Origin of the sequence: Natronolimnobius baerhuensis (genome assembly GCF_002177135.1) — an archaeon.
GTDB lineage: Archaea > Halobacteriota > Halobacteria > Halobacteriales > Natrialbaceae > Natronolimnobius > Natronolimnobius baerhuensis.
Window position 1 is genome coordinate 541,538 of sequence record NZ_MWPH01000001.1, and the last position, 19,536, is coordinate 561,073.

Genomic DNA, 19,536 nt, shown 5'->3' on the forward strand with positions numbered 1-19,536 from the left:
CACCGCCCGGAGCCGGACGGTGCTTTCTTGCCCGCGCTCGAGCAAGCAGATGCTATGGCACGTTCTGACGCCGACCTCATCGAGGCCGCTCGCGATATCCAGTCCCAGGCGCACGTCCCCTACTCCGAGTACCGCGTCGGTGCGGCACTCGAGACCGCAGACGGCGAGGTGTTCGTCGGCTGTAACCTCGAGAACGCGAACTACAGCAACAGTCTCCACGCCGAGGAGGTCGCCATCGCGGAGGCGGTGAAGGAGGGCCACCGCGAGTTTTCGCGGCTTGCCGTTAGCTCGAGTCGCCATGATGGCGTCACGCCCTGTGGCATGTGTCGCCAGACGCTCACGGAGTTCTGTGACGACGACCTCCGCGTGCTCTGTGACGAAGGCGAGGGCGCAGAGCCGACGGAATATACGCTCGGCGAACTGTTGCCGAATACGATCAGTCAGGAGACGCTCGAGTAGGCCGTCTCGAGTGACCGTTGACGATTCGTTGTCTGATCGAAATCACTTTGGAAACAGACTGTCACAGTACAGGTATGTCCCCGCCAGACGAGACGCAGCGAACGCCGCTTTCGGACATGGACGACGCGGAACTCTACACCGTCGTTCGGCGTGCGACGCGGGACGCTATCTTCGACGTAGTCGGTACACTGGCATTGCTCGGGTTTTCGCTGGTATCACTCTGGATCGGCGTCCAGACCGTCATCGAACAAGGTACCGAGGGCGCGATTTTTGCTGCCCCGTTCGTGTTACTCGCCCTCTACTGCGGTGCCGCCGCGTTCAATCGCGCTCCGCTCCCGTCAATTCCGTTTGCACCTGCCGAAGACGGCACAGGCAGATACTGAGGGGAAGCTTACCCACTCGAGGGATCGTGAACTTCCTCACTCGCCTCGATCAGTTGTACCAGCACCGAGGCAAACAGCGATCCGGCACTCCAGATCGCCGTCTCACAGCCGTCGTCATCGACCACGCTCAACAGGATGGTATCGTCGTCGATGATAATGATCCGGCCCGAGCGCTGATCCCCCGTCCGAGATTTTGGCGGCGAGTCGACTGCAACGCCCTCGAGGTCATCGAACTGCGCCCGGATCGTCTCGTCGCGGCTCACGACGAGCACGGAGACGCCCTCGGCTGCTTGCGTCTCGAGTGCGCGTTCAAGTGGCTCCGTAATGAACTCCGGCAAGCGCGTCCCGAAGACGATCCGGTCGTCCGCCCGCGAAAGCAGATCCAGTACGCGGTCGTCGACCCGATCCCGGCCGCGAACGGTCCAGATGTCCTCTTGCGTTTCCTCGCCCGTAGAGTCCTGTTTGACCTCGTCGACGTACGCGAACGCTCGTTCTCGTTCCTGTTCGAAGCGATTCTGGAGCGTTCGTTCTGCCTCCTCGAGACTGACCGGTCGGTACCGGATCGGACTCGACTGTTGAACCTCGAGGAGACCGCGCTCTTCTAAGCTCTCGGCGACGCTGTAGACCTGCGAGCGCGGAACATCGGCAACTCGGTCGACGTCTCGAGCGGTGCCGGAGCCGAGTTGGTGGAGTGCGATGAAGACTTTCGCCTCGTAGCTGGTGAGACCGAGGCGTTCGAAGGCGTCGATGGCTTCGGTTTCGTCGACGCTCATTCGCTGTCACCACCGTTTTCGTCGGCTGATTGTGTGTCCGTCTCAGTCGTCTCTCCGTCGTCGGCTACTCTGCCGCCGTCGCTTGCGGCGGGCGCTCGCTGTTGTGTCGAGTGACGATCAAACGAAACGTCTGGACCGAAGTAGCGTGTCCAGAGCACGAGCAGCGTTGGTAAGACAACGACGCTCGCCAGGAACGCGTAGATGATCGTCAGCCCGGTGATGATGCCAAACTGTCGGAGCACGGGCAAGATCGCAAACGCCAGCGTGCCGAAGCCACCGACTGTCGTCGCCGCACTTCCGAGGAGGGCACCGCCGGTGCCGGTGACCGTTGTGTTCATCGCGTCCCAGACGTTGCCCTGTCTGTCCAACTCGAGGGTGTAGCGGGCGCTGATGTGGATGCTGTAGGCGACCCCGAGGCCGATGGTGAGGCTGGTGATCATCCCTGTCAGGACGTTAAACGGCATCCCGATGAGGTACATCGTGCCGAGAATCCAGCTCGTCGCGAACGCGACGGGCAACAGGGTGACTGCCCCGAGCGTTGCGCTGTTGCCGGTCAGCCAGTACGCCGCAGAGAGGAACGTAAAGACGGCGACGAGCGTGATGAGCAGACTCTGAAGGACCGTATCGAGCAGATCCTGTTCGACGATGTAGTTGACGATGGGGTCGCCGGTAGCGATGGCGCTGACGCCACCGTAGTCGACCGCAGCCGCAGCCGATTCGTTATCCGCTTCATCGTCGCTCGCCACGGCGCGGTCGTCGCCGATTCCATCATCGTCAATCGTGCCTGCAATCGTTCGCATCTCGTCGGTCGTGTCCGCGAACGCCGCATCGCCTTCGGTGGCGACGATGAGTCGAACCGAGTCGTACTCGCCGTCGTCGGTCCGATGAATAACGGTGCTCGCAGCGTCGTCGTCGATCTCGAACAGTTCGTCGAACAGCGCCGACACGTCCTCATCAGGAATGCCGTCGTCAGTCGTATCCGCCGCCTGGAACGACTCGTTGAATGACTCGTTCTGTGCCGCGGTCTCTTCCATCACCGAGAGCGGACTCTCGACATCCGCATCGCCAGTCGGTAGCGTGTACGTCACGGGACTCTCACTGGCCTCGTTCTCTGCGGCCTCGAGGCGTTCCAGAACGTCCCCATTCGCAACGTTGCCTTCGACCAGAATCTGTGCCTGGACGTCGTCACGCTGGAAGTTCTCGTTGATGTAGTCGAGATTATCGGCGGCCTGGTACTCGCCGGGTGCCATCGAACCGGGCAGGTTCTGGGTCCACTCGGGCGGACTCTCCGCGAGGAAATCCTCCTCTTCGAAGCTCGTATCGACCTGACTCGCGCCGTAGACGCCGCCGGCGGTGAGCAACAGGACGGCGACCAACAGGACCAGCGGGATGCGACGTGCGGCGACGGAGCCAACTGAAAGCAGGCTGCTAAAGCGACTGCCGCCGGTTCCGAACGCGCGTTTATGTCGGTCGAAGCCGCGTGACTCGAGCCAGGAGTCGATTTCGACTTTCGCGGCCGGAATGAGTCCGCCGAAGACGATCAGGGCCGAGACGATCCCGACGGAACTGACGACGCCGAACTCCTGAATCGGGCCGATTGGGCTGATGAGGTTCGCGAGGAAGCCGATTGCTGTGGTTGCGGTCACCCAGAGGAGTGCAACGCCGACGCCGGCGAGCGCGATAGACATGGAGCCGCGGACGGTGTTGACGCCCGCTCCCGACTCCGTCTCCCGGTCCGCCTCGGCTGATGCGCGTGAGGCCTCTCGTTGCTCACGATGGCGCATGAAGACGTGTATCGCATAATCTATCGAGAGCCCGATCAGTAACACCGGAACCGCGACGAACATCTGGTTGAACGAGATTCCCGCCCAACCCATGAAGCCGAACGTCCAGACGAGCACCGCGACGATGCCGACGAGACCGAGCACGATATCGAGCGGATCGCGATAGGCGACAAACAGCGCCGCAGCGACGAACGCCAGCGCAAGCGGCCCGACAATCGAGAGGCTATCGACCATCGAGCGATCAATCTCGTCGGTGATTATCCCCACGCCGAAGACGACGTGGTCGTGCTCGTGTGCCGACGCGAGCGTTCCGAGATCTTGCTGGGCGTCGATTACGCCGTTGCCGCCATCGGCTGCGCCCATCTCGAGGTCGTCGCCACCGGTGTCCTGCATGATCGAGGTCATTCGGGCCTCGGCCTCAGTCGACCCCGGCTCGTACTCCGAGGGCATGAAGGCCAGTCCCGGCCCATCCTCGCCGTTATCGCCGTCCGAGAGGGTGTCCTCGAGTGCCTGCTCGAACGTCTCCTCATCAATCGTTTCGAGCGTCTCGATCTGTTCGTCGAGCGACATTCGTTCGTCGTCCTCCTCGAGTGCCTCCTGGTCCGCTTCGAACGCGTCGAAATCGTCCTCGAGTTGTGCGTACTCGTCTTCGAGGACGCCCATCGTCGCGCCAGCGTAGACGTCATCGAAGCCCTCCTGCAGCTCCTGGTACTCCTCGCTCTCTTCGAGTTGGTCGGGGTCGTCGACACTTTGCTCGAGTTCGTACAGATCTGACTCGAGCATGCGTGCCTGTCCGGCGAATTCTTCGTACGTCTCGGCTTGTTCGTCGTCGAGGGCAGCCTCCGCTGTAATCTCCGCAAGGAGGTCGTCGTAGCCTTCCTCGATTTCTGCGGCTCCTTCCTGGTACTCCGGTGCGTCCTCGTCGTACTCGTCGCTCAGTTCCTCGTACTCGCGCTGGAGGTCGCGAGACTCGTTGATTCCGGCCTCGAGTTGGGCGCTTCTGGCCTCGAGTTCGGCCTCGCGCTCGCCGAGTTCTTCGCCGCGCTCCTCGAGTTCCTCGCCCTGCTCGGTTGCGTTAGCCGTGATCGCGACGAGATTCTCGACGCCGGTGATCGGATCATCGTCGGCAAGCGTCGCGTTCATCGACTCGTTGGCTTGTATCTCCTGTTGGAACTCGAGTGAACTGAGCAGTGACTCTCGCTCAAGGACGTTCTCGCCGTCGCCTCTGGTGATCAACTGGACGGCTGTCGTATTGTCGTCAGTCCCGAATCGGTCGTCGATGTCGTCCATCGCCTGTGCCTCCGGCGAGTCGGTTTCAAATTGATCGAGCGAGGAATCGTCGTCGACCATCGGCATTCCTGCGCCAACGAGCGCGGTCAACAAGAGAAGCGCAACGAACACGATCCGTGAGTGGTCGGTCACGACGGCGGCAAAGCGGTGTGGGAGACTCATTCCATCGCCTCCTTCGAGTGACCATGGCGTTGGCAAGACATCTGTTGTTATAATCCTACAAACGGCACTGCTTATACGTATTTGGTTGTTGATATTTATGTGAAAGTCACGACTTCTGATATCGGGATATAATTGTTATTCGCCCCTCTATAGGAAATATAGGTGCTAGCTCGTATACTCTTCCTAATCTGTTATATCTGCCCTACAACTCAGGTACTGTCGTGGTTATTTCGACAAGCTAACACCTAACTAAACGCCTGTAATTCGACCGATGGCATATGGGTTCAGCAGAACCGCAGACAGTCGGCCTTCTCACCGAACCCTATCTCTACGAGTGGCAAGTCCGCGCCCTCAAGAGACTTTATGAGCGGACTGATCTTGAGGTCACACTGGTCGTCAGCAACGAGCGCAACGCGGCGTGTGTCATCGATGACTGGAATACGCGCGACCGAATCGGTCTCGAGGACGTCAGGCAGTTTCTGACCGAAATCCATCGTGAACGTGCCTGGACGTTCGTTCTCGCCGAGCGAAACCTCGCGAGACTTGTCGGTGAGACAGCACCGCTCTGGCACCGTCGTGCACTCGAGGATGTCTCGGCCCTGACTGGGACCGCTCACGTTCAGTGTCGTCCAGACCTCACAGGGTCGTGGGCGGAGTTTCCAGAGTCCGTCGTCTCCCAAGTCGAACACCGTTGTGATGTCGTTATCCGATTCGGCTTTGGGCTCATCCGCGGCGACATTCTCGAGGCACCCGACTACGGCGTCCTGAGCTTTCACCCGGCCGATATCCGTCGCTTTCGCGGATTGGGTCCGCCGGCAATTTTCTACGACGGACGGTCAGTCGCAGGTGCCACGTTGCAACGATTGACCGACTCAATTGATGGCGGCGAAATCGTCGCCGTTGACGACGTTCCAATCGACGACTGTGACACGATGTGGGACGTCTTCGACCGGACCGCAACGCTTCAGATCGACCTGCTTGCTGACGGCCTCGAGAACCTCAGTGATCCGTCGTTCGAGCCGACGACCGTTCCAGAGTCGGAACTCGGTGCGTTTTATTCTCGGAATCAGCGCCGCTCTCTCGGCTTCGCGGCCCGTATTCTGGCGCGCAATCTCCGTGGGCGATTGAAACGCCAGTACCGACAGCGAGTGCAGACTCTCGATGAAAGCGAGGACACGCGACCAGTGGATGCGGAGACGACTCCTGTGTCGGAGCCGTCCGATTCCCGGCGGTGACCCGCCGAAATTGCCCTGTTGCCCGGCAACTCACTCAATCGTAATCGTCAGCAGATCCTCCGCAAACCGGACATCGCCGTCGTACTGTCTGGCAATCGACTCGAGCATTTCCTCGTGGCGGCCGTCGGTGTGCGGATAGAGATGCGTCAGATAGATACGGCCGATATCGTGGCCGGCGAGCGCCGTTCCGAGTGTTTCCGGCGTGGGATGAATCGAGACGTCGACGTCGTCGGGGAACGAACAGTCATGAGCAAGCACCGCCGAACCTTCAGCGAAGTTCGCCAGTCCGTCAAACGCCTCGGTGTCGCTGCTGAACGTAAACAGATCGCCGAAGCGGTAGGCCAGACACGGCAGCGAGTGGCGAGTTTCATACGCCGAGACGTCGAAGCCGGCGACCGAAAACTCGCCCTGATGGACTTCGCGGATCTGCAACTCGAGTCGCCCGTCCATATACTCGTGGACTGAGAGCAGGTCGTCGACCAGCCCTTTCGTCCCCTGCGGGCCGACAATCTCGAGGTGTTCCTCGCCGGCGAGCCAGCGGGCTTTCATCAGCGGCAACAGATCGGCGATGTGGTCGAGATGGTGGTGTGTCAACAGCACCGTCGAAACGTTCTCGTAGCCGACGCCGGATTGCTGGAGGCGGTGAAGAACGCCCGACCCGCAATCGACGAGCAGTGTTCGACCATCCGCCTGTAGGAGCACTCCCGTCTGGAAGCGCTCGCCCGTCGGCATTGCGCTTCCGGTGCCCAAAAACGTAACCTGCATGCGAGAGCGTGTGCCCGGCCCGAGCAAAAGGGTTGCGCTGGCCGCTGTGACTGTCGCCCCCATCGTTTCACTTTCACTGCGCTGGCCAAACCCTCTTACATACCCGTCCCCGAGTCGTCGGCAATGAGCGGATCTGCGGATCTCGAGTTGCCGGTCGCCGACGAGGAATTGCCGTTCGATCCCAACGCGGCGACGATTTCCGACGGCAATGTCTTCGACCTGCTCGAGCCCGCAGTCCAGGAGTGGTGGCTCGAGGAATTCGGCGAATTCGTTCCCGAGAACGAGGGCTTTTTTACGCCGCCACAGCGCGGTGCGATTCCGAAGATCCACGACGAACAGAACACGTTGATCTGTGCGCCGACCGGATCGGGCAAAACGCAAGCCAGTTTCTGTGCGATCATCAACGAACTCTACAGACGCGACCGCGAATCCACAGCCGAGACCGAGGAGACCGGCGGCCTCGAGAATTCCGTCTACTGTCTGTATATCTCTCCCCTCAAGTCGCTCGCAAACGACATCCACCGGAATCTCGAGGTCCCACTCGATGGCATCGAATCGCTCGCTGCCGACCGCGACGAACCGATGGGCGAGATTCGCCACGCCATCCGCCACGGCGATACGCCCTCGAGCGAGCGCCAGAAGATGCTCGAGGAGACGCCCCACATCCTGAATACGACGCCCGAGACGCTCGCCATCTTGCTCAACTCGCCGAAGTTTCGCGAAAAGCTGCGGACCATCGAGTACGTCATCGTCGATGAGATCCACTCGCTGGCCGCGAGCAAACGGGGGACGCATCTGTCCGTGAGCCTCGAGCGACTCGAGGCGATGGTCGAGCACGACATTACGCGAATTGGCTGTTCGGCGACGATTGATCCGTTGTCGCAGGTTGCGGAGTTCCTCGTCGGACAGGAAGAGTCGGGTGGCGACCACCGCCCGTACGACATCGTCGACGCCCGCTTCGCCCGTGAGTTCGACATCGAACTCGAGTGTCCCGCGGACGACCTGATCAATACGTCCCGCGAGGTCGTCCAGGAGCGCTTCTATGCGATGCTCCACGAGCACATTCAGGACCATACCAACACGCTCGTCTTTACGAACACCCGCTCGGGCGCAGAACGCGTCCTGCACACCCTCCGCGAGAACTTCGACGCCTACGACGAAGAGAACTCTGGCTGTCACCACGGCAGTCTCTCGAAGGAGGTCCGCCACAACATCGAGGGGCGGCTCAAAGACGGCACGCTCGACGTGGTGACCACCTCGACGAGCCTCGAGTTGGGCATCGACATGCCCCACGTCGACCTCGTGGTGCAGGTCGGCTCGCCCAAATCCGTCGCCTCGCTGCTCCAGCGGGTCGGCCGCGCCGGCCACCGCGTCGGCCAAACCGTCACCGGGCGAGTAATCGCACTGGACCGAGACGAACTGCTCGAGTGTGCCGTCATGCTCAAAAAGGCCGAGGAGGGCTTCGTCGACTCGGTTTCGATCCCCGAAAACGCACAGGACGTGGCGTCCCAGCAGGTCTACGGGATGGCAATCGCCGAGATTCGCCCGGAATCGGACGTGAAAAACGTACTGCGTCGCGCGTATCCCTACCGCGCCTACTCCGAGGCGGAGTGGGAGTCGCTCTGTCGGTACCTCACCGCTGAGTACGCCGGTCTCGAGGACAAGAACGTCTACGCGAAAATCTGGCGCGACGAGAACGACCCACCCGACGGCGAGCACCACTACGAGGAGTATCCGGTGGGCAAACCGCTGATCGGCAAGCGCGGCCGACTCGCGCGGGTGATCTACATGACCAACATCGGGACGATTCCGGACTCTTTTACCTGCGACGTCTACACCCGTGCCAGCGACGAGTGGGTCGGCCAACTCGACGAGAACTATCTGGACACGCTCGAGAAAGGCGACGTGTTCGTCCTCGGCGGCGACCACTTCGAGTTTCGCTACCGCCGGGGGTCGAAGGTCTATGTCGACCGCACGCACTCGCGGCCGACGGTGCCGTCGTGGTACTCCGAACGCCTGCCGCTATCGTACGATCTGGGTCGGGAAATCGTCGACTTTCAGGGACAACTGCTCGACCACTACGAGGAGGGCGGACCGGCGCGCGTTCGCGCGTGGCTCCGGGAGTTCCCGTTAGACGACAACAGCGTCCGCGCCATCGCACGGCTGTTCGACCACCAACTCCAGTACGCCGGCCCGGAAAGCGTCAGCACGCCCGACCGACTCGCCATCGAGGTCGACCGCGACCGCGAGGAGTACGAACGCCACTACTACGTCCACTCCGCGTACGGCCGCAGATTCAACGACGGCTTCTCGCGCCTGCTGGCGTATCGCTGCGCCCAAGAGGCGACGGCCAACGTCCGCGTCGCCGTCGCGGACAACGGCTTCGTGCTCTCGATGCCCCTAAATCGAAAAGTCGACCTCGAGGGCATTATCGACGATCTCTCCGCCGACCAGGTCCGGGATGACCTGCGCGTAGCGATTTCTGATACTGACCTGCTGCAACGGTATTTCCGGATCAACGCAACCCGCTCGCTGATGATCCTCAAACGCTACAAGGGCTACGAGAAATCCGCCAGCGAGCAGCAGGTCTCGAGCGAGATGCTCCTCGGATTCGCGGAGGACCTCGAGAACTTCGCCGTCATCGAAGAGACCTATCGCGAAATCCTCGAGGACAAACTCGCCGTCGACGAACTCGAGGCCGTCGTCGACGCGATTGAGTCGGGCGACCTCGCAGTCGAACGCCACCTCGTCGACTCGCCAACACCGCGTGCGTTTGGCCTCGCGACGCTCTCCGCGAGTGACGTCGTGCTCGCCGAAGACGAGAGCGCGGCCTTACAGGCGTTTCACGAGCACGTCCTCGAGGAGATCGGCACGGAGTCGATGCAGGGACTTGCCTCTGAATCAGAGTAGGGATCGAAATCTCCACGAGGCCTTTCTGACACTAATTTTTAAATATAGTTCCCTGCGAACAAATCACTAATGTCAGGAATTGTATGTCCCCGGTCGGTGATGATGTTGCCGATTGCCAACGTTGCCCTTCCGATCACCCTCATCCTCTTTATTCTGCTTGCAGGAGGGGTCGTTTTTGTCGGGATACTACTCGGTATCGCTTCCCTTTTCAAGCGGTTCTCCCGCAGTTCGGAAGAGCGCACAGAACCGTGAGACGGGAACAGACACATCACAGCAAAGCGTGGTATAACGCGCTCAGTCCGTACTATGACGTCCTCGTTGATCCGTTCCAGGGTCGTCTTCGGAGACGCGGAATCGAGTGGTTCGGCGTCTCTCCCGACGACCGCGTTCTCGACATCGGCTGTGGGACCGGTCGCGGGATTGCCACACTGCAGAATGCTGTCGCATCTGACGGCCACGTTATCGGGATCGACGTTGCAGAGCAGATGTGCCAACTCGCACAGGATCGGCTTGACGACGAGGATCCATCCGCGGTTGTCTGCGGCGATGCACTGTCGTTGCCGTTCGATGCCGACAGTTTCGATGCTGTCCTCGTGAGTTTCGCGCTCGAACTGTTCGACGACGACCACCGGACGGCCGTCCTCGCCGAAATCCATCGTGTGCTCAGACCGAGCGGTCGAATCTGTGTCATCAGCCCCACGACAGCGGCGAGCGATATCGTCTCGCTGCTCTATACGCGACTCAACGACGCTTTTCCGACGCTGGTCGATAGTCGCCCGCTCGATGTCAGTGCCGTCCTTACTACCGCCGGATTCGGGGTTGTGCAAACCCGGATCGAGTGGGCGGTCATCGTCCCGGTCGAAGTCGTCGTTGCCCATCACGAGTCGCGTGCATAGACCCGCTCTGTGACACCGACTGACTGTCTCTGCTAGCCGAGGTCGCATGTGAGAACCGGGCGTCTATTCAGCACACAGCAGTCAGCAGCATTGGTCGGGAACAGTGCCAGCAGTAGGTTTGCACCAGCCACGATCATCGACGTCCTCGAGTCGACGCCGACAGGTACAAACCTCCAATCGTTCCAGTTCGTGATATGCCCGGGAAGGTACCGCCGGAGAAGTTGCTCACACACGTCTTCAATCGGACGGGAAACGCCGACGCAGACGAGACGATCATCCAGGGGCCGGCCCACGGCGAGGACGCTGCGGCCATCGACTGGCCGGGTGGCAATCTCGTCGTGAGTTCCGACCCAATCTCGCTTGCTGCCTCGAAGGTCGGCACCCTCGGCGTCGCCATTGCCTGTAACGACGTCGCCGCGGCCGGGGCCGACCCGCGCTGGCTGACCGCCGTCATCTTGCTCCCCGACGAGAGCGCCGACCTCGAGACCATCACGGCCGATCTCGACGCCGCCGCGAACGAGGTCGGCGCGTCGATTGTCGGTGGCCACTCCGAGTACGTCGACCAACTCGAGCGCCCGCTGCTCTCGCTGACGGCGATGGGCGCAACCGAGACAGTGATCCCGACCGGCGGCGCAGAACCCGGCGACCGAGTCATTCTGACGAAAGCAGCGGGGATCGAGGGCACGGCGATTCTCGCGTCCGATTTCGGCGATGAGTTCGAGATCGACGACGATCTGCGCGAGCGCGCCGAAGCGTTTCTCGAGGACCTCTCTATCGTCCCCGATGCCCGCGTCGTCCGCGAGTACGCGACGGCGATGCACGACCCGACCGAAGGCGGCGTCGTGGCCGGATTACGGGAACTCGCTCGCGCCTCGGATGTCCGCCTCGAGGTCGACCGTGATGCGGTTCCGGTCCGCGAGGAAACCCGGCGACTCTGCGAGGCGGCCGACGTGGATCCACTGCAGATTTTCGGCTCCGGAGCCTTGCTCGCGGCCGTGCCAGCCGACGCCGTCGAGGACTGTCTCGCAGATCTCGCAAACGCCGGGATCGCAGCCGCCGATATCGGCATCGCGACGGCTGGCGGGTCGGACGTGTTACTCGAGGGCGAGCCACTGACTGGCTCGCTCGAGGACGATTTGTACCCGCTTTGGGAGTCGGCTGACAGCGACGCCGACGCCTGATCGCGTCAGCGAATCGCTCTCGAGCCACGAGCCAGCAAGTCGACCGGCTGTGGCAGTGCCGACGGCTGATAAAATCGCTTCGTCTCGGTTTGTGGTTCGTGTGTCTCGAGCGTCCCCGGCTGTGGACGGCGAGCGCACAGCTCGATTGCACCACGTGATTCCCTCCCCACTGGTTGCATTCGTTCGGTAATGAACGATAGCTATTGATGAACGTTATGGTACTCGATACCGATGTACTGACCATCAGTCTTTGCCGCAGACACGAACGAGATATTACGTTTGTATAAGGGTCGGGCAAAAGAGCCCACAAGACATTTGTCTACATATCAGACACATCACAGTATGAAACGCAGAACGCTTCTTGGGATATGCGGAGTGGCCTGTGGAATGGGTACCGCAGGGTGCACGTTTGCCGTTGACCGTGACGAGGACGAATACGATGAGGACGAATACGATGGTGATCCGTGGGAAAACCCGGATTCGAGTTTAGGAGTTTCCGTGACGATTGAAGTTGTTGAGTCAACTCCAAATGACGTTGAGCCGATTTCCTCCGACGACGAACGTATAGAGGATGTCGAACTGATCAACGATGCTCTTGATATGCTCTTCGGAACTGATTCCGAACCCGAGGAGGAACTATACGGAGAAGCGGCCCTTGCAACCACACACCCGAGAACAGGAGAAAAAGCACAGGAGGCCCGCGAGGCTCGTGAACAACTCCCCGATCACGTCTCAGATTCTGACGAAGCAAAAGGGACATATATTGAATATAAATCAAACATACTGAAGGTGAATATATTATTATATTCTGAAGATTGATTCCTTGCGAAGGATTCAGCAGTTTGTTTTCGTGGATTCTACCCCATGTTCGTTACATTGGTCACTTATACTGAACAGGAGTTTCACGACGCACTCTGACTAACGAAACCCTGCTACACTACTGTTATCCCTGTGCCCACTCGAGCATCCGTTCATAAACCGGCTCACTCTCGAGCGCGGTCGCATCACCGACGAGGACGAGCGCGCGCTTTGGGCGCGTCAGCGCGACGTTAATCCGGCGGTAGTCCTCGAAGATCGGCCCCTCGAGCCTGTCGGTCGCGGTAAAGGAGACGATGATGACCTCTTGGCTCGAGCCCTGGAACCGATCAACGGTGTCGACTGCCACGTCCTCGGGCACGTGTTTCGAGATTTCGGACACCTGAGCGCGGAACGGGGCAATGACCCCGATATCCGTACGCTCGAGGCCAGCCGATTCGTAGGTCTCGATCAACTCGGCGATGCGGGCGGCCTCCTCGCTGTCCGTGTAGCGACTTCCGTCACCCTCAACGTCGACGAACGTGACTGGATCGTGCAGGGAGTCAGGAAGCGTGTCTCGAGCGACCCCCTCGAGGTCGTCGAGCGTCCGGGCTGCAACCTCGGGTTCGGCCGGGCGCAACTGGCCGTCGTAGAACTCGCTCGAGGCGAATGCCTGAATGCGCTGGTTCATGCGGTACTGGCGGTCGAGCATGACGCCCGCCTCGGGGTGGAGATCGATGAGCCGTTCGAACAGCGACTCCGTCAGTTCGTTTTCGGCGCGGACGACGGGCGGCAGTTGCTCGTGGTCGCCGACCAGAACGAACCGCTCGGCGAGGTTGATCGCCGCGTGCGTGCCGGGTTCGGTCAGTTGGGCGGCCTCATCAACCAGCGCCACGTCGAAGGCCTGCTCTTTCATCACGCGAGAGCCACAGGTCGCCGTCGTCGCCGCGACCACCTGCGCGTTCTCGAGTTCGGCAAGACGGTCTTCGGGCTCGCCCGACCGCTCCAGACGATAGGGTGCCATGTCGTCGCGAACGCCGCTTTCGGAGCCAACACGGACGACGCGGTCCGACTCGAGGCTATCACCGAGTTGCTCGAGGACCGCCTCGAGTGCGTTATCGACGGCCCGATTGGTAAACGCTGAGAGGAGAACGCGCTCGCCGCGTTCGACCATCGCGCGGATGGCTCGAGCGATGGTGTAGGTCTTCCCGGTGCCGGGCGGGCCGTGGATCAGCGCGCAGTCGTTCGCGCCGACAGCCTTCGTCACGGCCTCGTTCTGGCGTGCGTTGTTGTCGATGAATGTCTCCTCGATTTCACCGAATTCGGGATCAGCGCGACCGAACAGCACGTCTTTCCGGCGCTCGTTGCCCTTCAACAGCGCATCGTGGAGCGCGGCGAGCAGCCGATCCGTGGTGAGTTCGGAGGGGTAGACGTCCAGTCTCGAGACTTCGACCGGTTCGTCGGCCGTCAGTACGACCTCATCATCCAGTCGCTCGATCATCGCAAGCTCGGAGTTGCCCCGAACCGGGTGGCCGTCGCTCGCCAGCACGAGGTCGCCCTCGCGGAGCTTCGAGGTCGCGCCGCTCGTGCGCGTCGCGTGCAGTTCCCAGCGTCCGCCCTCGAGTTCGCGCATCTCGGTGAACTCGAGGTCGATCAGCGCGCGGTCGTCGTCGGCGCGTTCCTGGGCGTCTTGCTCCCAGAGTTTGGCGTACTCGCGATGGACTTCGCGGCGTTCCTCCTCGATGGCGCGATAGAATCGGTCGAAGTACTCGCGTTCCGCCTCAGGGAGTGGCGTGCCGATCTGGCCGGCTTTGGACTCCTGGTCGAGGCGACCGGAGACGACCATGCAGGTGTCCTGCTCGAAGCAGTACTCGCATTTGGCTGAGCCTTCATAGCCCGTGGGAACGCCCTCGGTCATCTCCATCGCGGCGAGTTCGTTTCGCAGACGAACGACGAACTTCAGGAGGCCATCGCCCATCGAGAAGTCCTTCGCCGGCGTGAGATCGCCAGTCTCCTCGTTGCGATCCAGCGCGGAGTTTTTCGTATAGAGGAGCGTTCCCGTATCCACGTCGCCGCCGCGTTCCTCGAGCAAAAGCGCGTAGCAGGCGGCCTGCACCTTGTCCTTGAACCGGGGCTCTTTCTTGAGGTTCTTGCCAGTCTTGAGTTCGACTGGCGCGCCCCGCCGGATGGCGTCAGCCCGCCCGCGGATGCCGAACGTCTCGCTGATGAGCAGTTGCTCGGAGCGCCAGGAATCATCTTCGGTGAGGCGACCCTGCTCGAGCCAGCCCTCGATTGCGCCGGCGTTCTCGCGAACGTCCTCGGCGACGGCTTCGGGAGACTCACCGAGTAAGCCGAGTTGCAGGCCGCGTTCCTCGACGCGCGCATCGATGGACTCCTCGAGGTCGCGCCCGCGGAGCAAGTCGCCGAAGACCTCGTGGACGAGCGTCCCTTTCACGACCGGATAGTTCAGGGGGACGCCCGAGAGCTTGTTCAGGTAGTACAGGCGCGGACACTCCACCCAGTTGCGGATCGAGGTCACGTTGACGAGAAAGCTCGGCTCGACGACGACGTACGACTCTCCCGTCGTCTTGTATCGCTGTTCGCCCTGATACTCGTCTTCTGCGACGTCCGTAACCAGCAGTTCCATCCCGGCCTCGAGCAGGTCGGCCGACTCGGTCCACTTGTTCCAGCACGTGACTGTGGTCGGCTCGTGGTCCTCGCCGTCGGCTGGGGCCGGCCTCGAGGCATGAATCGACTCGATGTCGGTTGCGACCGTGTCGATCTGCAGCGGTACCTCGGCCAGATCGCTCTCGCCGTAGCTTGTCGACACCGACCGCACCTCGACGTCGCCCGCGACGGTTCCGCGTATGTGCACGACTATGGCTCACGAACCGAGCCAGCAAAAACGCTACTAGTCGGTGACTCTCGTCGGCAGGCGAGTGTTTCGGCGGCTCGACGCGTCTTCCCAGCACCCAGCCATAACCGTTCACGAACGTAATCCCGTCTTACTCCCGTTCTCGCCCAGTCGGTGACCGAAACGGTCGCCCTCGCTTTTGAGAACTCGAGGGCAAGCGCCGTCTATGAGTGACCCGACAGACGACCGTCATCGGGAGACGGAATCCGACTCTGATCCGAGACACGACGAGCGGGCAGACACGCCGAGAGACCCTGCCGAGGAGGCGATGGTCTCGGATGTCGACTCGGAAACCGGCGTCGGCGACAACCCGCAGATGGACGAACGCGATCCGGGCGACGACGGGACGCTGATCGCCTCGGAGGAGCGGCGTCGGAACACCTCTCTCGTCAGCGCGCTCGTCGCTGTTCTGGGCGCGTGGGTTGCACTCTCCGTGTTGCTCTATGAGGTAAGCGGTGCGACGCTTGGGAACAACGTCCTCGTCGGCGCAGTCGTGTTCGTCGCTGCGGGATACAACTACTACCGCCTTGCGAACGATATTCCGTTGAGCGTCGGCGTCGCCTCGCTGGTCGCCGTCCTCGGCATCTGGCTCATTATCTCGGCGGCGCTGTTCGAGATGATCGGTGGCATGTTCTGGAGTACGCTCGTCACCGGCCTGCTCATCGCCGGGCTCTCCGGGTACAACGCCTACGAAGCCCGCGAAGCGCGAGCCATCACTGATGCAGACCTTGACAGTGGCTAAACAACCCGTCCTCAGATCTCTGCCTCGAGCGTTCGAAGCCGATACTCCGCTGCGTGATGACGCAACGCGACGACGGCAAAGCCGAGGACACCGAGAGCGAAACTGAGTGAGACGACCGGTGATACGCCGTTGACGTAACTGTTGAGTAACTGTCCGACTGCAAGCACCAGTGGCCCAATCGTCAGCAAGCAACTCGTCGCTGGCGTCGCACGAAACAGTTCGGAAATCGGGACGGATTGGCGGGTAGACATGGCGAATCGAGGGATATGCGTCCTGTCGGGTCACCCGTCGTATTCCTTTTGGTTCGTGCCCTGACTGGGCACCTCCGTTTTCACCCCGACCGATACGTTCATTCCGACTGCGTTCCAACCGCCGCCTATGCGGATTCGCGAGTGGCAGGACATACTTGAGGACGTTACTGACCGAGGTGTCGACGCCGAAGACTGGCGGGCAGTTGCCGGTGACCGAGCCGGTGGTGTCGGCGAAGACATGTATCTCGCACATCCTCGCGCTGGGGTCTTTTTCCTGAAAACGTACGCCAAAAACCCCTACGAGGTGCGCGGCGTCGGCACGCACGTCGCCCGCAATCTCGACGACGAAATCGGCTCGTTTCTTCCCGACCAGCAAGAGTCGGGGGGCCGCTTTGCCGTCCAGTCGCCACCCGAGGACGAAGACCATGCCCACTCCGTCTCGAAGCGCCTCCAGACAGTTCTCGAGACCCACGCGGATGCACCGACGCGGCCACAGGATCTGTTCGACGACGTGATGGACGCTCTCGAGAGTCCGGCGTTCGGGCCGATGGAGTACGACCAGTATGACCGCCCCGACGAACTCGAGGCGTTGGCCGACCGGTTCGAGGAGGCCGACGACCTGCTGAACGCGGAACTCGAAGACTTGATCGAGACGGATGAAGTCGACCGCGGCTTCATGTGACCTGCGACGTGCCTGCAACTCGCCTGCGATTGCGTCCGGTGGGTCTATACGACTCGCATCCGACGAAGACACCAATGAGTGAGTCCCCAGCAACCGTCGTCCGCGAGTACTACGACGCGCTCCGGGCCGGCGAGGCGCTCGAGGCGTATTTCCTCGAGGTCGAGGGAGCGACGACAGTCAAGTTTGGCATCAGCGAGGCGCTGTCTGGCTACGAGGCGGTCGCCGAGGCGCTTCGAGAACAGACCGAAACGACCGATGCGTGGTCACTCGAGAGTACCAATCTGGTCGTCAGCGAGTACGAGGGAGCGGCGACGTTCGCAGACGAAGTGACGATGGCCTGGACGGACACCGAACGCGGCGACCGCAAGCGCTTCGAAACGCGCTGGAGTGGGACGCTTGTTCCGGCCGACTCGAGCGAGGACGCGACTGATTCAGACCCAGACTGGCGCTTTGTCTCGATGCACGTCAGCACCGCGGAGGCGGTATGAGCGACGACCGCGGGCGGACGTATGGGCACAAACGCGACCGTGAGCAGGACACTCGAGAGCACGGTCGCCGCGGACGGAACCGCCGGGGACGAGGCCGTCACGGCACGAGCGCACGCGATCCCGACGTCGCGGGCCGACGACAACTCGGTGCCGGATTCGTCGCTCTCGTCGGGCTCTCCGGTGGCCTCATGGCGATTCAGGGCGGCGCTCCGCTCGAGGTGATCGGCGCGGTCACGCTCGGCAGTTTCCTTCTCGGTGGCGCGTTGCTGTGGTACCTGTCCCGGATCATGGGATAGCGAGGTCAGACGGACTTCAGCGCTCGACGCGTCGAATCCACGTCTCCGGCGCGTCGAGTTCATCGTGACTCGGCAGGTACTCCGGGCCCTCCCAGACCAGCGAGGCCGTCTCGAGGTCGCGAGCGGCGGCGATGTGTTCGAAGAAGTCCTTCCCGCGTTCGTACTGGCGGCGCTTGAGACCGAGCCCGAGCAGGCGACGGAACAACTGCTGGAGCGGGCCACGACCCTGTCGGCGCTCGTCGAGTTTTCGCCGCAGGTCTTCGTACTCGCCGTCGAAGGCGTGATCCATCAGCAGTTCAGCATAGCCTTCGACGACGGTCATCGCCGCGTCGAGTTCGCGGAACGCATCACGGTCGAACGACCCCTGTGAAAGCGTCGCGATACCCGCCTCCATGCGCTGCTCGAGATGCTCGGAGAGCCACGGTGCGGCCCCGAACTCGGCGGCGTGGGTGACTTCGTGGAACGCGATCCAGCGCCGGAAGCGGTCGGCATCGACCGCGAGCGTGTCAGCCGCATTGAGGATGTTTGGCTGGACGAAATACAGCGCGTGATCTTCCTGTGGCGAGTCAGCAAGCAAGAGCGGGTCGTACTGACCGAGGACGTTTCGTCCGAGGAAGGCAAGCAGCACCGTCATCGTGCCCGTATTGACGGTTCGGGCGACGCCCGGAAACGCACCAGTCCCGGCGTGGGTCTCGAGCGTGCGCATAATGCGTTCGAAGGTCGCGACGTTGGCGTCGATCCAGTGATGGCGGTTCTGGATCTCGACAGTCTCGGGAACGTCAAACTCGAGTCCGGAAACCTCACGGACGCCGGCACGGGCGTCTCGAACGTCACGTGCGTACGCCTCGCGTTCGTCCGCCGTTAGCGCAATCGAGCCAGGCTCGGTCGCCGCCTTGGCTGCGTCGGCGGCCGACTCCCAGTCGATTGCATCGTCGCCGGACGCGTCGGCAACGGCCCGGACGCTACGATAGAGATTCACGGCCCTAGGTACGGTAAGCGAACGCAAAAGGGTTCGGCCCGGCCAGCACTCCACTCACAGACAACGAACTGGCAACTCGATTGCGCGGAAGGCCGCTCTATTCCGTGCCGAGTCGACCGCGCTCGCAGCGCGCTCGAGGGTTAGTTGACGATAACGTCTGGCTGTTCGTCTTCGGCCTCGAGGTCGGCCTCATCGTCGCCGCCGCGGAACTTCTTGACGGCAACGCCGGCAACGACGAGGACGGCAAGCGCGACGACAGCACCGAGTGCGCCCTTCCCGCTCGAGCCGTCGTCCTCCTCGAACTCCGACTCGAGGTCGGTGTCGGTTTCTGGCTCCGTCTCGAGGTCGTCGACTGCGTCTTCGTCGGCAGTATCAGCAGTGCCACCGAACGGCAGCGCGTCGCTGATCGTTCGCGGGCCGAACTGCGGATTCCCGTCCAGATGCAACTCGATGAGGGTGAAGTTTTTATCTCCCATAGTGGGACGGTCAACGACGGCCTACTTATCCGTTTGGTTGACTCCGATATCTTGATAGTCGTTGTTCGGGCCTCA

At 61.7% G+C, this 19,536-nt stretch carries 19 protein-coding genes; 12 read left to right on the forward strand and 7 right to left on the reverse strand.

Going from position 1 to position 19,536, the window contains the following annotated elements; genetic code table 11:
* Nucleotides 1-54: 54 nt before the first annotated feature.
* Nucleotides 55-459 carry a cytidine deaminase gene (gene cdd / locus B2G88_RS02705; protein WP_054863892.1) on the forward strand — a complete coding sequence of 135 codons (405 nt, stop codon included), beginning with the start codon at nucleotides 55-57 and terminating at the stop codon, nucleotides 457-459.
* A 74-nt stretch (nucleotides 460-533) separates the two neighbouring features.
* Nucleotides 534-842 (forward strand): hypothetical protein, encoded by a 309-nt coding sequence (locus B2G88_RS02710; RefSeq protein ID WP_087713900.1) that lies wholly within the window; start codon nucleotides 534-536, stop codon nucleotides 840-842.
* An 8-nt stretch (nucleotides 843-850) separates the two neighbouring features.
* On the opposite strand, the gene B2G88_RS02715 is transcribed toward B2G88_RS02710, so the two are convergent.
* Nucleotides 851-1,615 (reverse strand): TrmB family transcriptional regulator, encoded by a 765-nt coding sequence (locus tag B2G88_RS02715; RefSeq protein WP_054863891.1) that lies wholly within the window; start codon nucleotides 1,613-1,615, stop codon nucleotides 851-853.
* On the reverse strand, nucleotides 1,612-4,851 hold the full coding sequence (locus B2G88_RS02720; protein ID WP_087713901.1) for an efflux RND transporter permease subunit: 3,240 nt from the start codon (nucleotides 4,849-4,851) through the stop codon (nucleotides 1,612-1,614). Before B2G88_RS02720 ends, B2G88_RS02715 begins: the two co-directional genes overlap by 4 nt.
* A gap of 278 nt (nucleotides 4,852-5,129) precedes the next feature.
* On the opposite strand from B2G88_RS02720, the gene B2G88_RS02725 reads away from it, so the two are divergent.
* Entirely contained in the window at nucleotides 5,130-6,086 is a 957-nt protein-coding gene (locus B2G88_RS02725; RefSeq protein ID WP_054863890.1) for a formyltransferase family protein, read from the forward strand.
* 30 nt (nucleotides 6,087-6,116) lie between these two features.
* Here the strand turns inward: B2G88_RS02725 and B2G88_RS02730 are convergent, their stop codons facing one another.
* Entirely contained in the window at nucleotides 6,117-6,851 is a 735-nt protein-coding gene (locus B2G88_RS02730; RefSeq protein WP_054863889.1) for an MBL fold metallo-hydrolase, read from the reverse strand.
* 123 nt (nucleotides 6,852-6,974) lie between these two features.
* Here B2G88_RS02730 and B2G88_RS02735 point away from each other — a divergent pair, with 123 nt between their 5' ends.
* The 5 genes from B2G88_RS02735 (at nucleotide 6,975) to B2G88_RS02755 (ending at nucleotide 12,657) form a co-directional block, all read left to right on the forward strand.
* Nucleotides 6,975-9,761, forward strand: a complete 2,787-nt coding sequence (locus B2G88_RS02735; protein ID WP_087713902.1) for an ATP-dependent helicase — start codon at nucleotides 6,975-6,977, stop codon at nucleotides 9,759-9,761.
* 69 nt (nucleotides 9,762-9,830) lie between these two features.
* On the forward strand, nucleotides 9,831-10,013 hold the full coding sequence (locus B2G88_RS02740; protein WP_054863888.1) for a hypothetical protein: 183 nt from the start codon (nucleotides 9,831-9,833) through the stop codon (nucleotides 10,011-10,013).
* Entirely contained in the window at nucleotides 10,010-10,657 is a 648-nt protein-coding gene (locus B2G88_RS02745; protein WP_054863887.1) for a class I SAM-dependent methyltransferase, read from the forward strand. The genes B2G88_RS02740 and B2G88_RS02745 overlap by 4 nt, the downstream gene beginning before the upstream one ends.
* 194 nt (nucleotides 10,658-10,851) lie before the next feature.
* Entirely contained in the window at nucleotides 10,852-11,838 is a 987-nt protein-coding gene (locus tag B2G88_RS02750; RefSeq protein ID WP_087713903.1) for an AIR synthase family protein, read from the forward strand.
* Between the two features lie 342 nt (nucleotides 11,839-12,180).
* Nucleotides 12,181-12,657, forward strand: coding sequence for a hypothetical protein (locus B2G88_RS02755; RefSeq protein ID WP_140408811.1), 477 nt, complete (start codon nucleotides 12,181-12,183; stop codon nucleotides 12,655-12,657).
* A 124-nt stretch (nucleotides 12,658-12,781) separates the two neighbouring features.
* Here the strand turns inward: B2G88_RS02755 and B2G88_RS02760 are convergent, their stop codons facing one another.
* Entirely contained in the window at nucleotides 12,782-15,508 is a 2,727-nt protein-coding gene (locus B2G88_RS02760; RefSeq protein WP_087713904.1) for an AAA domain-containing protein, read from the reverse strand.
* Nucleotides 15,509-15,713: 205 nt separating this feature from the next.
* Here B2G88_RS02760 and B2G88_RS02765 point away from each other — a divergent pair, with 205 nt between their 5' ends.
* Complete coding sequence (locus B2G88_RS02765; protein WP_054863885.1) at nucleotides 15,714-16,289, forward strand: SPW repeat protein; 576 nt, start codon at nucleotides 15,714-15,716, stop codon at nucleotides 16,287-16,289.
* Nucleotides 16,290-16,300: 11 nt separating this feature from the next.
* On the opposite strand, the gene B2G88_RS02770 is transcribed toward B2G88_RS02765, so the two are convergent.
* Complete coding sequence (locus tag B2G88_RS02770; RefSeq protein WP_054863884.1) at nucleotides 16,301-16,540, reverse strand: hypothetical protein; 240 nt, start codon at nucleotides 16,538-16,540, stop codon at nucleotides 16,301-16,303.
* 127 nt (nucleotides 16,541-16,667) lie between these two features.
* Here B2G88_RS02770 and B2G88_RS02775 point away from each other — a divergent pair, with 127 nt between their 5' ends.
* From B2G88_RS02775 to B2G88_RS02785, 3 genes are all read left to right on the forward strand, one after another.
* A complete protein-coding gene (locus B2G88_RS02775; RefSeq protein WP_054863883.1) occupies nucleotides 16,668-17,222 on the forward strand; it encodes a helix-hairpin-helix domain-containing protein in 555 nt (184 codons plus the stop codon).
* A gap of 74 nt (nucleotides 17,223-17,296) precedes the next feature.
* A complete protein-coding gene (locus tag B2G88_RS02780; RefSeq protein ID WP_054863882.1) occupies nucleotides 17,297-17,710 on the forward strand; it encodes a nuclear transport factor 2 family protein in 414 nt (137 codons plus the stop codon).
* Nucleotides 17,707-18,006 (forward strand): hypothetical protein, encoded by a 300-nt coding sequence (locus B2G88_RS02785; protein WP_054863881.1) that lies wholly within the window; start codon nucleotides 17,707-17,709, stop codon nucleotides 18,004-18,006. The genes B2G88_RS02780 and B2G88_RS02785 overlap by 4 nt, the downstream gene beginning before the upstream one ends.
* Nucleotides 18,007-18,022: 16 nt before the next feature.
* Here the strand turns inward: B2G88_RS02785 and B2G88_RS02790 are convergent, their stop codons facing one another.
* Nucleotides 18,023-18,985, reverse strand: coding sequence for a zinc-dependent metalloprotease (locus B2G88_RS02790; RefSeq protein ID WP_087713905.1), 963 nt, complete (start codon nucleotides 18,983-18,985; stop codon nucleotides 18,023-18,025).
* 140 nt (nucleotides 18,986-19,125) lie between these two features.
* On the reverse strand, nucleotides 19,126-19,461 hold the full coding sequence (locus B2G88_RS02795) for a hypothetical protein (protein WP_054863880.1): 336 nt from the start codon (nucleotides 19,459-19,461) through the stop codon (nucleotides 19,126-19,128).
* Nucleotides 19,462-19,536 lie beyond the last annotated feature (75 nt).

Coding starts and splice junctions, on each gene's coding strand:
- B2G88_RS02730 (WP_054863889.1), bottom strand. CDS start 6,851: ATGCAGGTTACGTTTTTGGGCACCGGAAGCGCAATGCCGACGGGCGAG.
- B2G88_RS02780 (WP_054863882.1), top strand. CDS start 17,297: ATGAGTGAGTCCCCAGCAACCGTCGTCCGCGAGTACTACGACGCGCTC.
- B2G88_RS02725 (WP_054863890.1), top strand. CDS start 5,130: ATGGGTTCAGCAGAACCGCAGACAGTCGGCCTTCTCACCGAACCCTAT.
- B2G88_RS02735 (WP_087713902.1), top strand. CDS start 6,975: ATGAGCGGATCTGCGGATCTCGAGTTGCCGGTCGCCGACGAGGAATTG.
- B2G88_RS02710 (WP_087713900.1), top strand. CDS start 534: ATGTCCCCGCCAGACGAGACGCAGCGAACGCCGCTTTCGGACATGGAC.
- B2G88_RS02795 (WP_054863880.1), bottom strand. CDS start 19,461: ATGGGAGATAAAAACTTCACCCTCATCGAGTTGCATCTGGACGGGAAT.
- B2G88_RS02715 (WP_054863891.1), bottom strand. CDS start 1,615: ATGAGCGTCGACGAAACCGAAGCCATCGACGCCTTCGAACGCCTCGGT.
- B2G88_RS02785 (WP_054863881.1), top strand. CDS start 17,707: ATGAGCGACGACCGCGGGCGGACGTATGGGCACAAACGCGACCGTGAG.
- B2G88_RS02775 (WP_054863883.1), top strand. CDS start 16,668: ATGCGGATTCGCGAGTGGCAGGACATACTTGAGGACGTTACTGACCGA.
- cdd (WP_054863892.1), top strand. CDS start 55: ATGGCACGTTCTGACGCCGACCTCATCGAGGCCGCTCGCGATATCCAG.
- B2G88_RS02770 (WP_054863884.1), bottom strand. CDS start 16,540: ATGTCTACCCGCCAATCCGTCCCGATTTCCGAACTGTTTCGTGCGACG.
- B2G88_RS02750 (WP_087713903.1), top strand. CDS start 10,852: ATGCCCGGGAAGGTACCGCCGGAGAAGTTGCTCACACACGTCTTCAAT.
- B2G88_RS02720 (WP_087713901.1), bottom strand. CDS start 4,851: ATGAGTCTCCCACACCGCTTTGCCGCCGTCGTGACCGACCACTCACGG.
- B2G88_RS02740 (WP_054863888.1), top strand. CDS start 9,831: ATGTCAGGAATTGTATGTCCCCGGTCGGTGATGATGTTGCCGATTGCC.
- B2G88_RS02755 (WP_140408811.1), top strand. CDS start 12,181: ATGAAACGCAGAACGCTTCTTGGGATATGCGGAGTGGCCTGTGGAATG.
- B2G88_RS02765 (WP_054863885.1), top strand. CDS start 15,714: ATGAGTGACCCGACAGACGACCGTCATCGGGAGACGGAATCCGACTCT.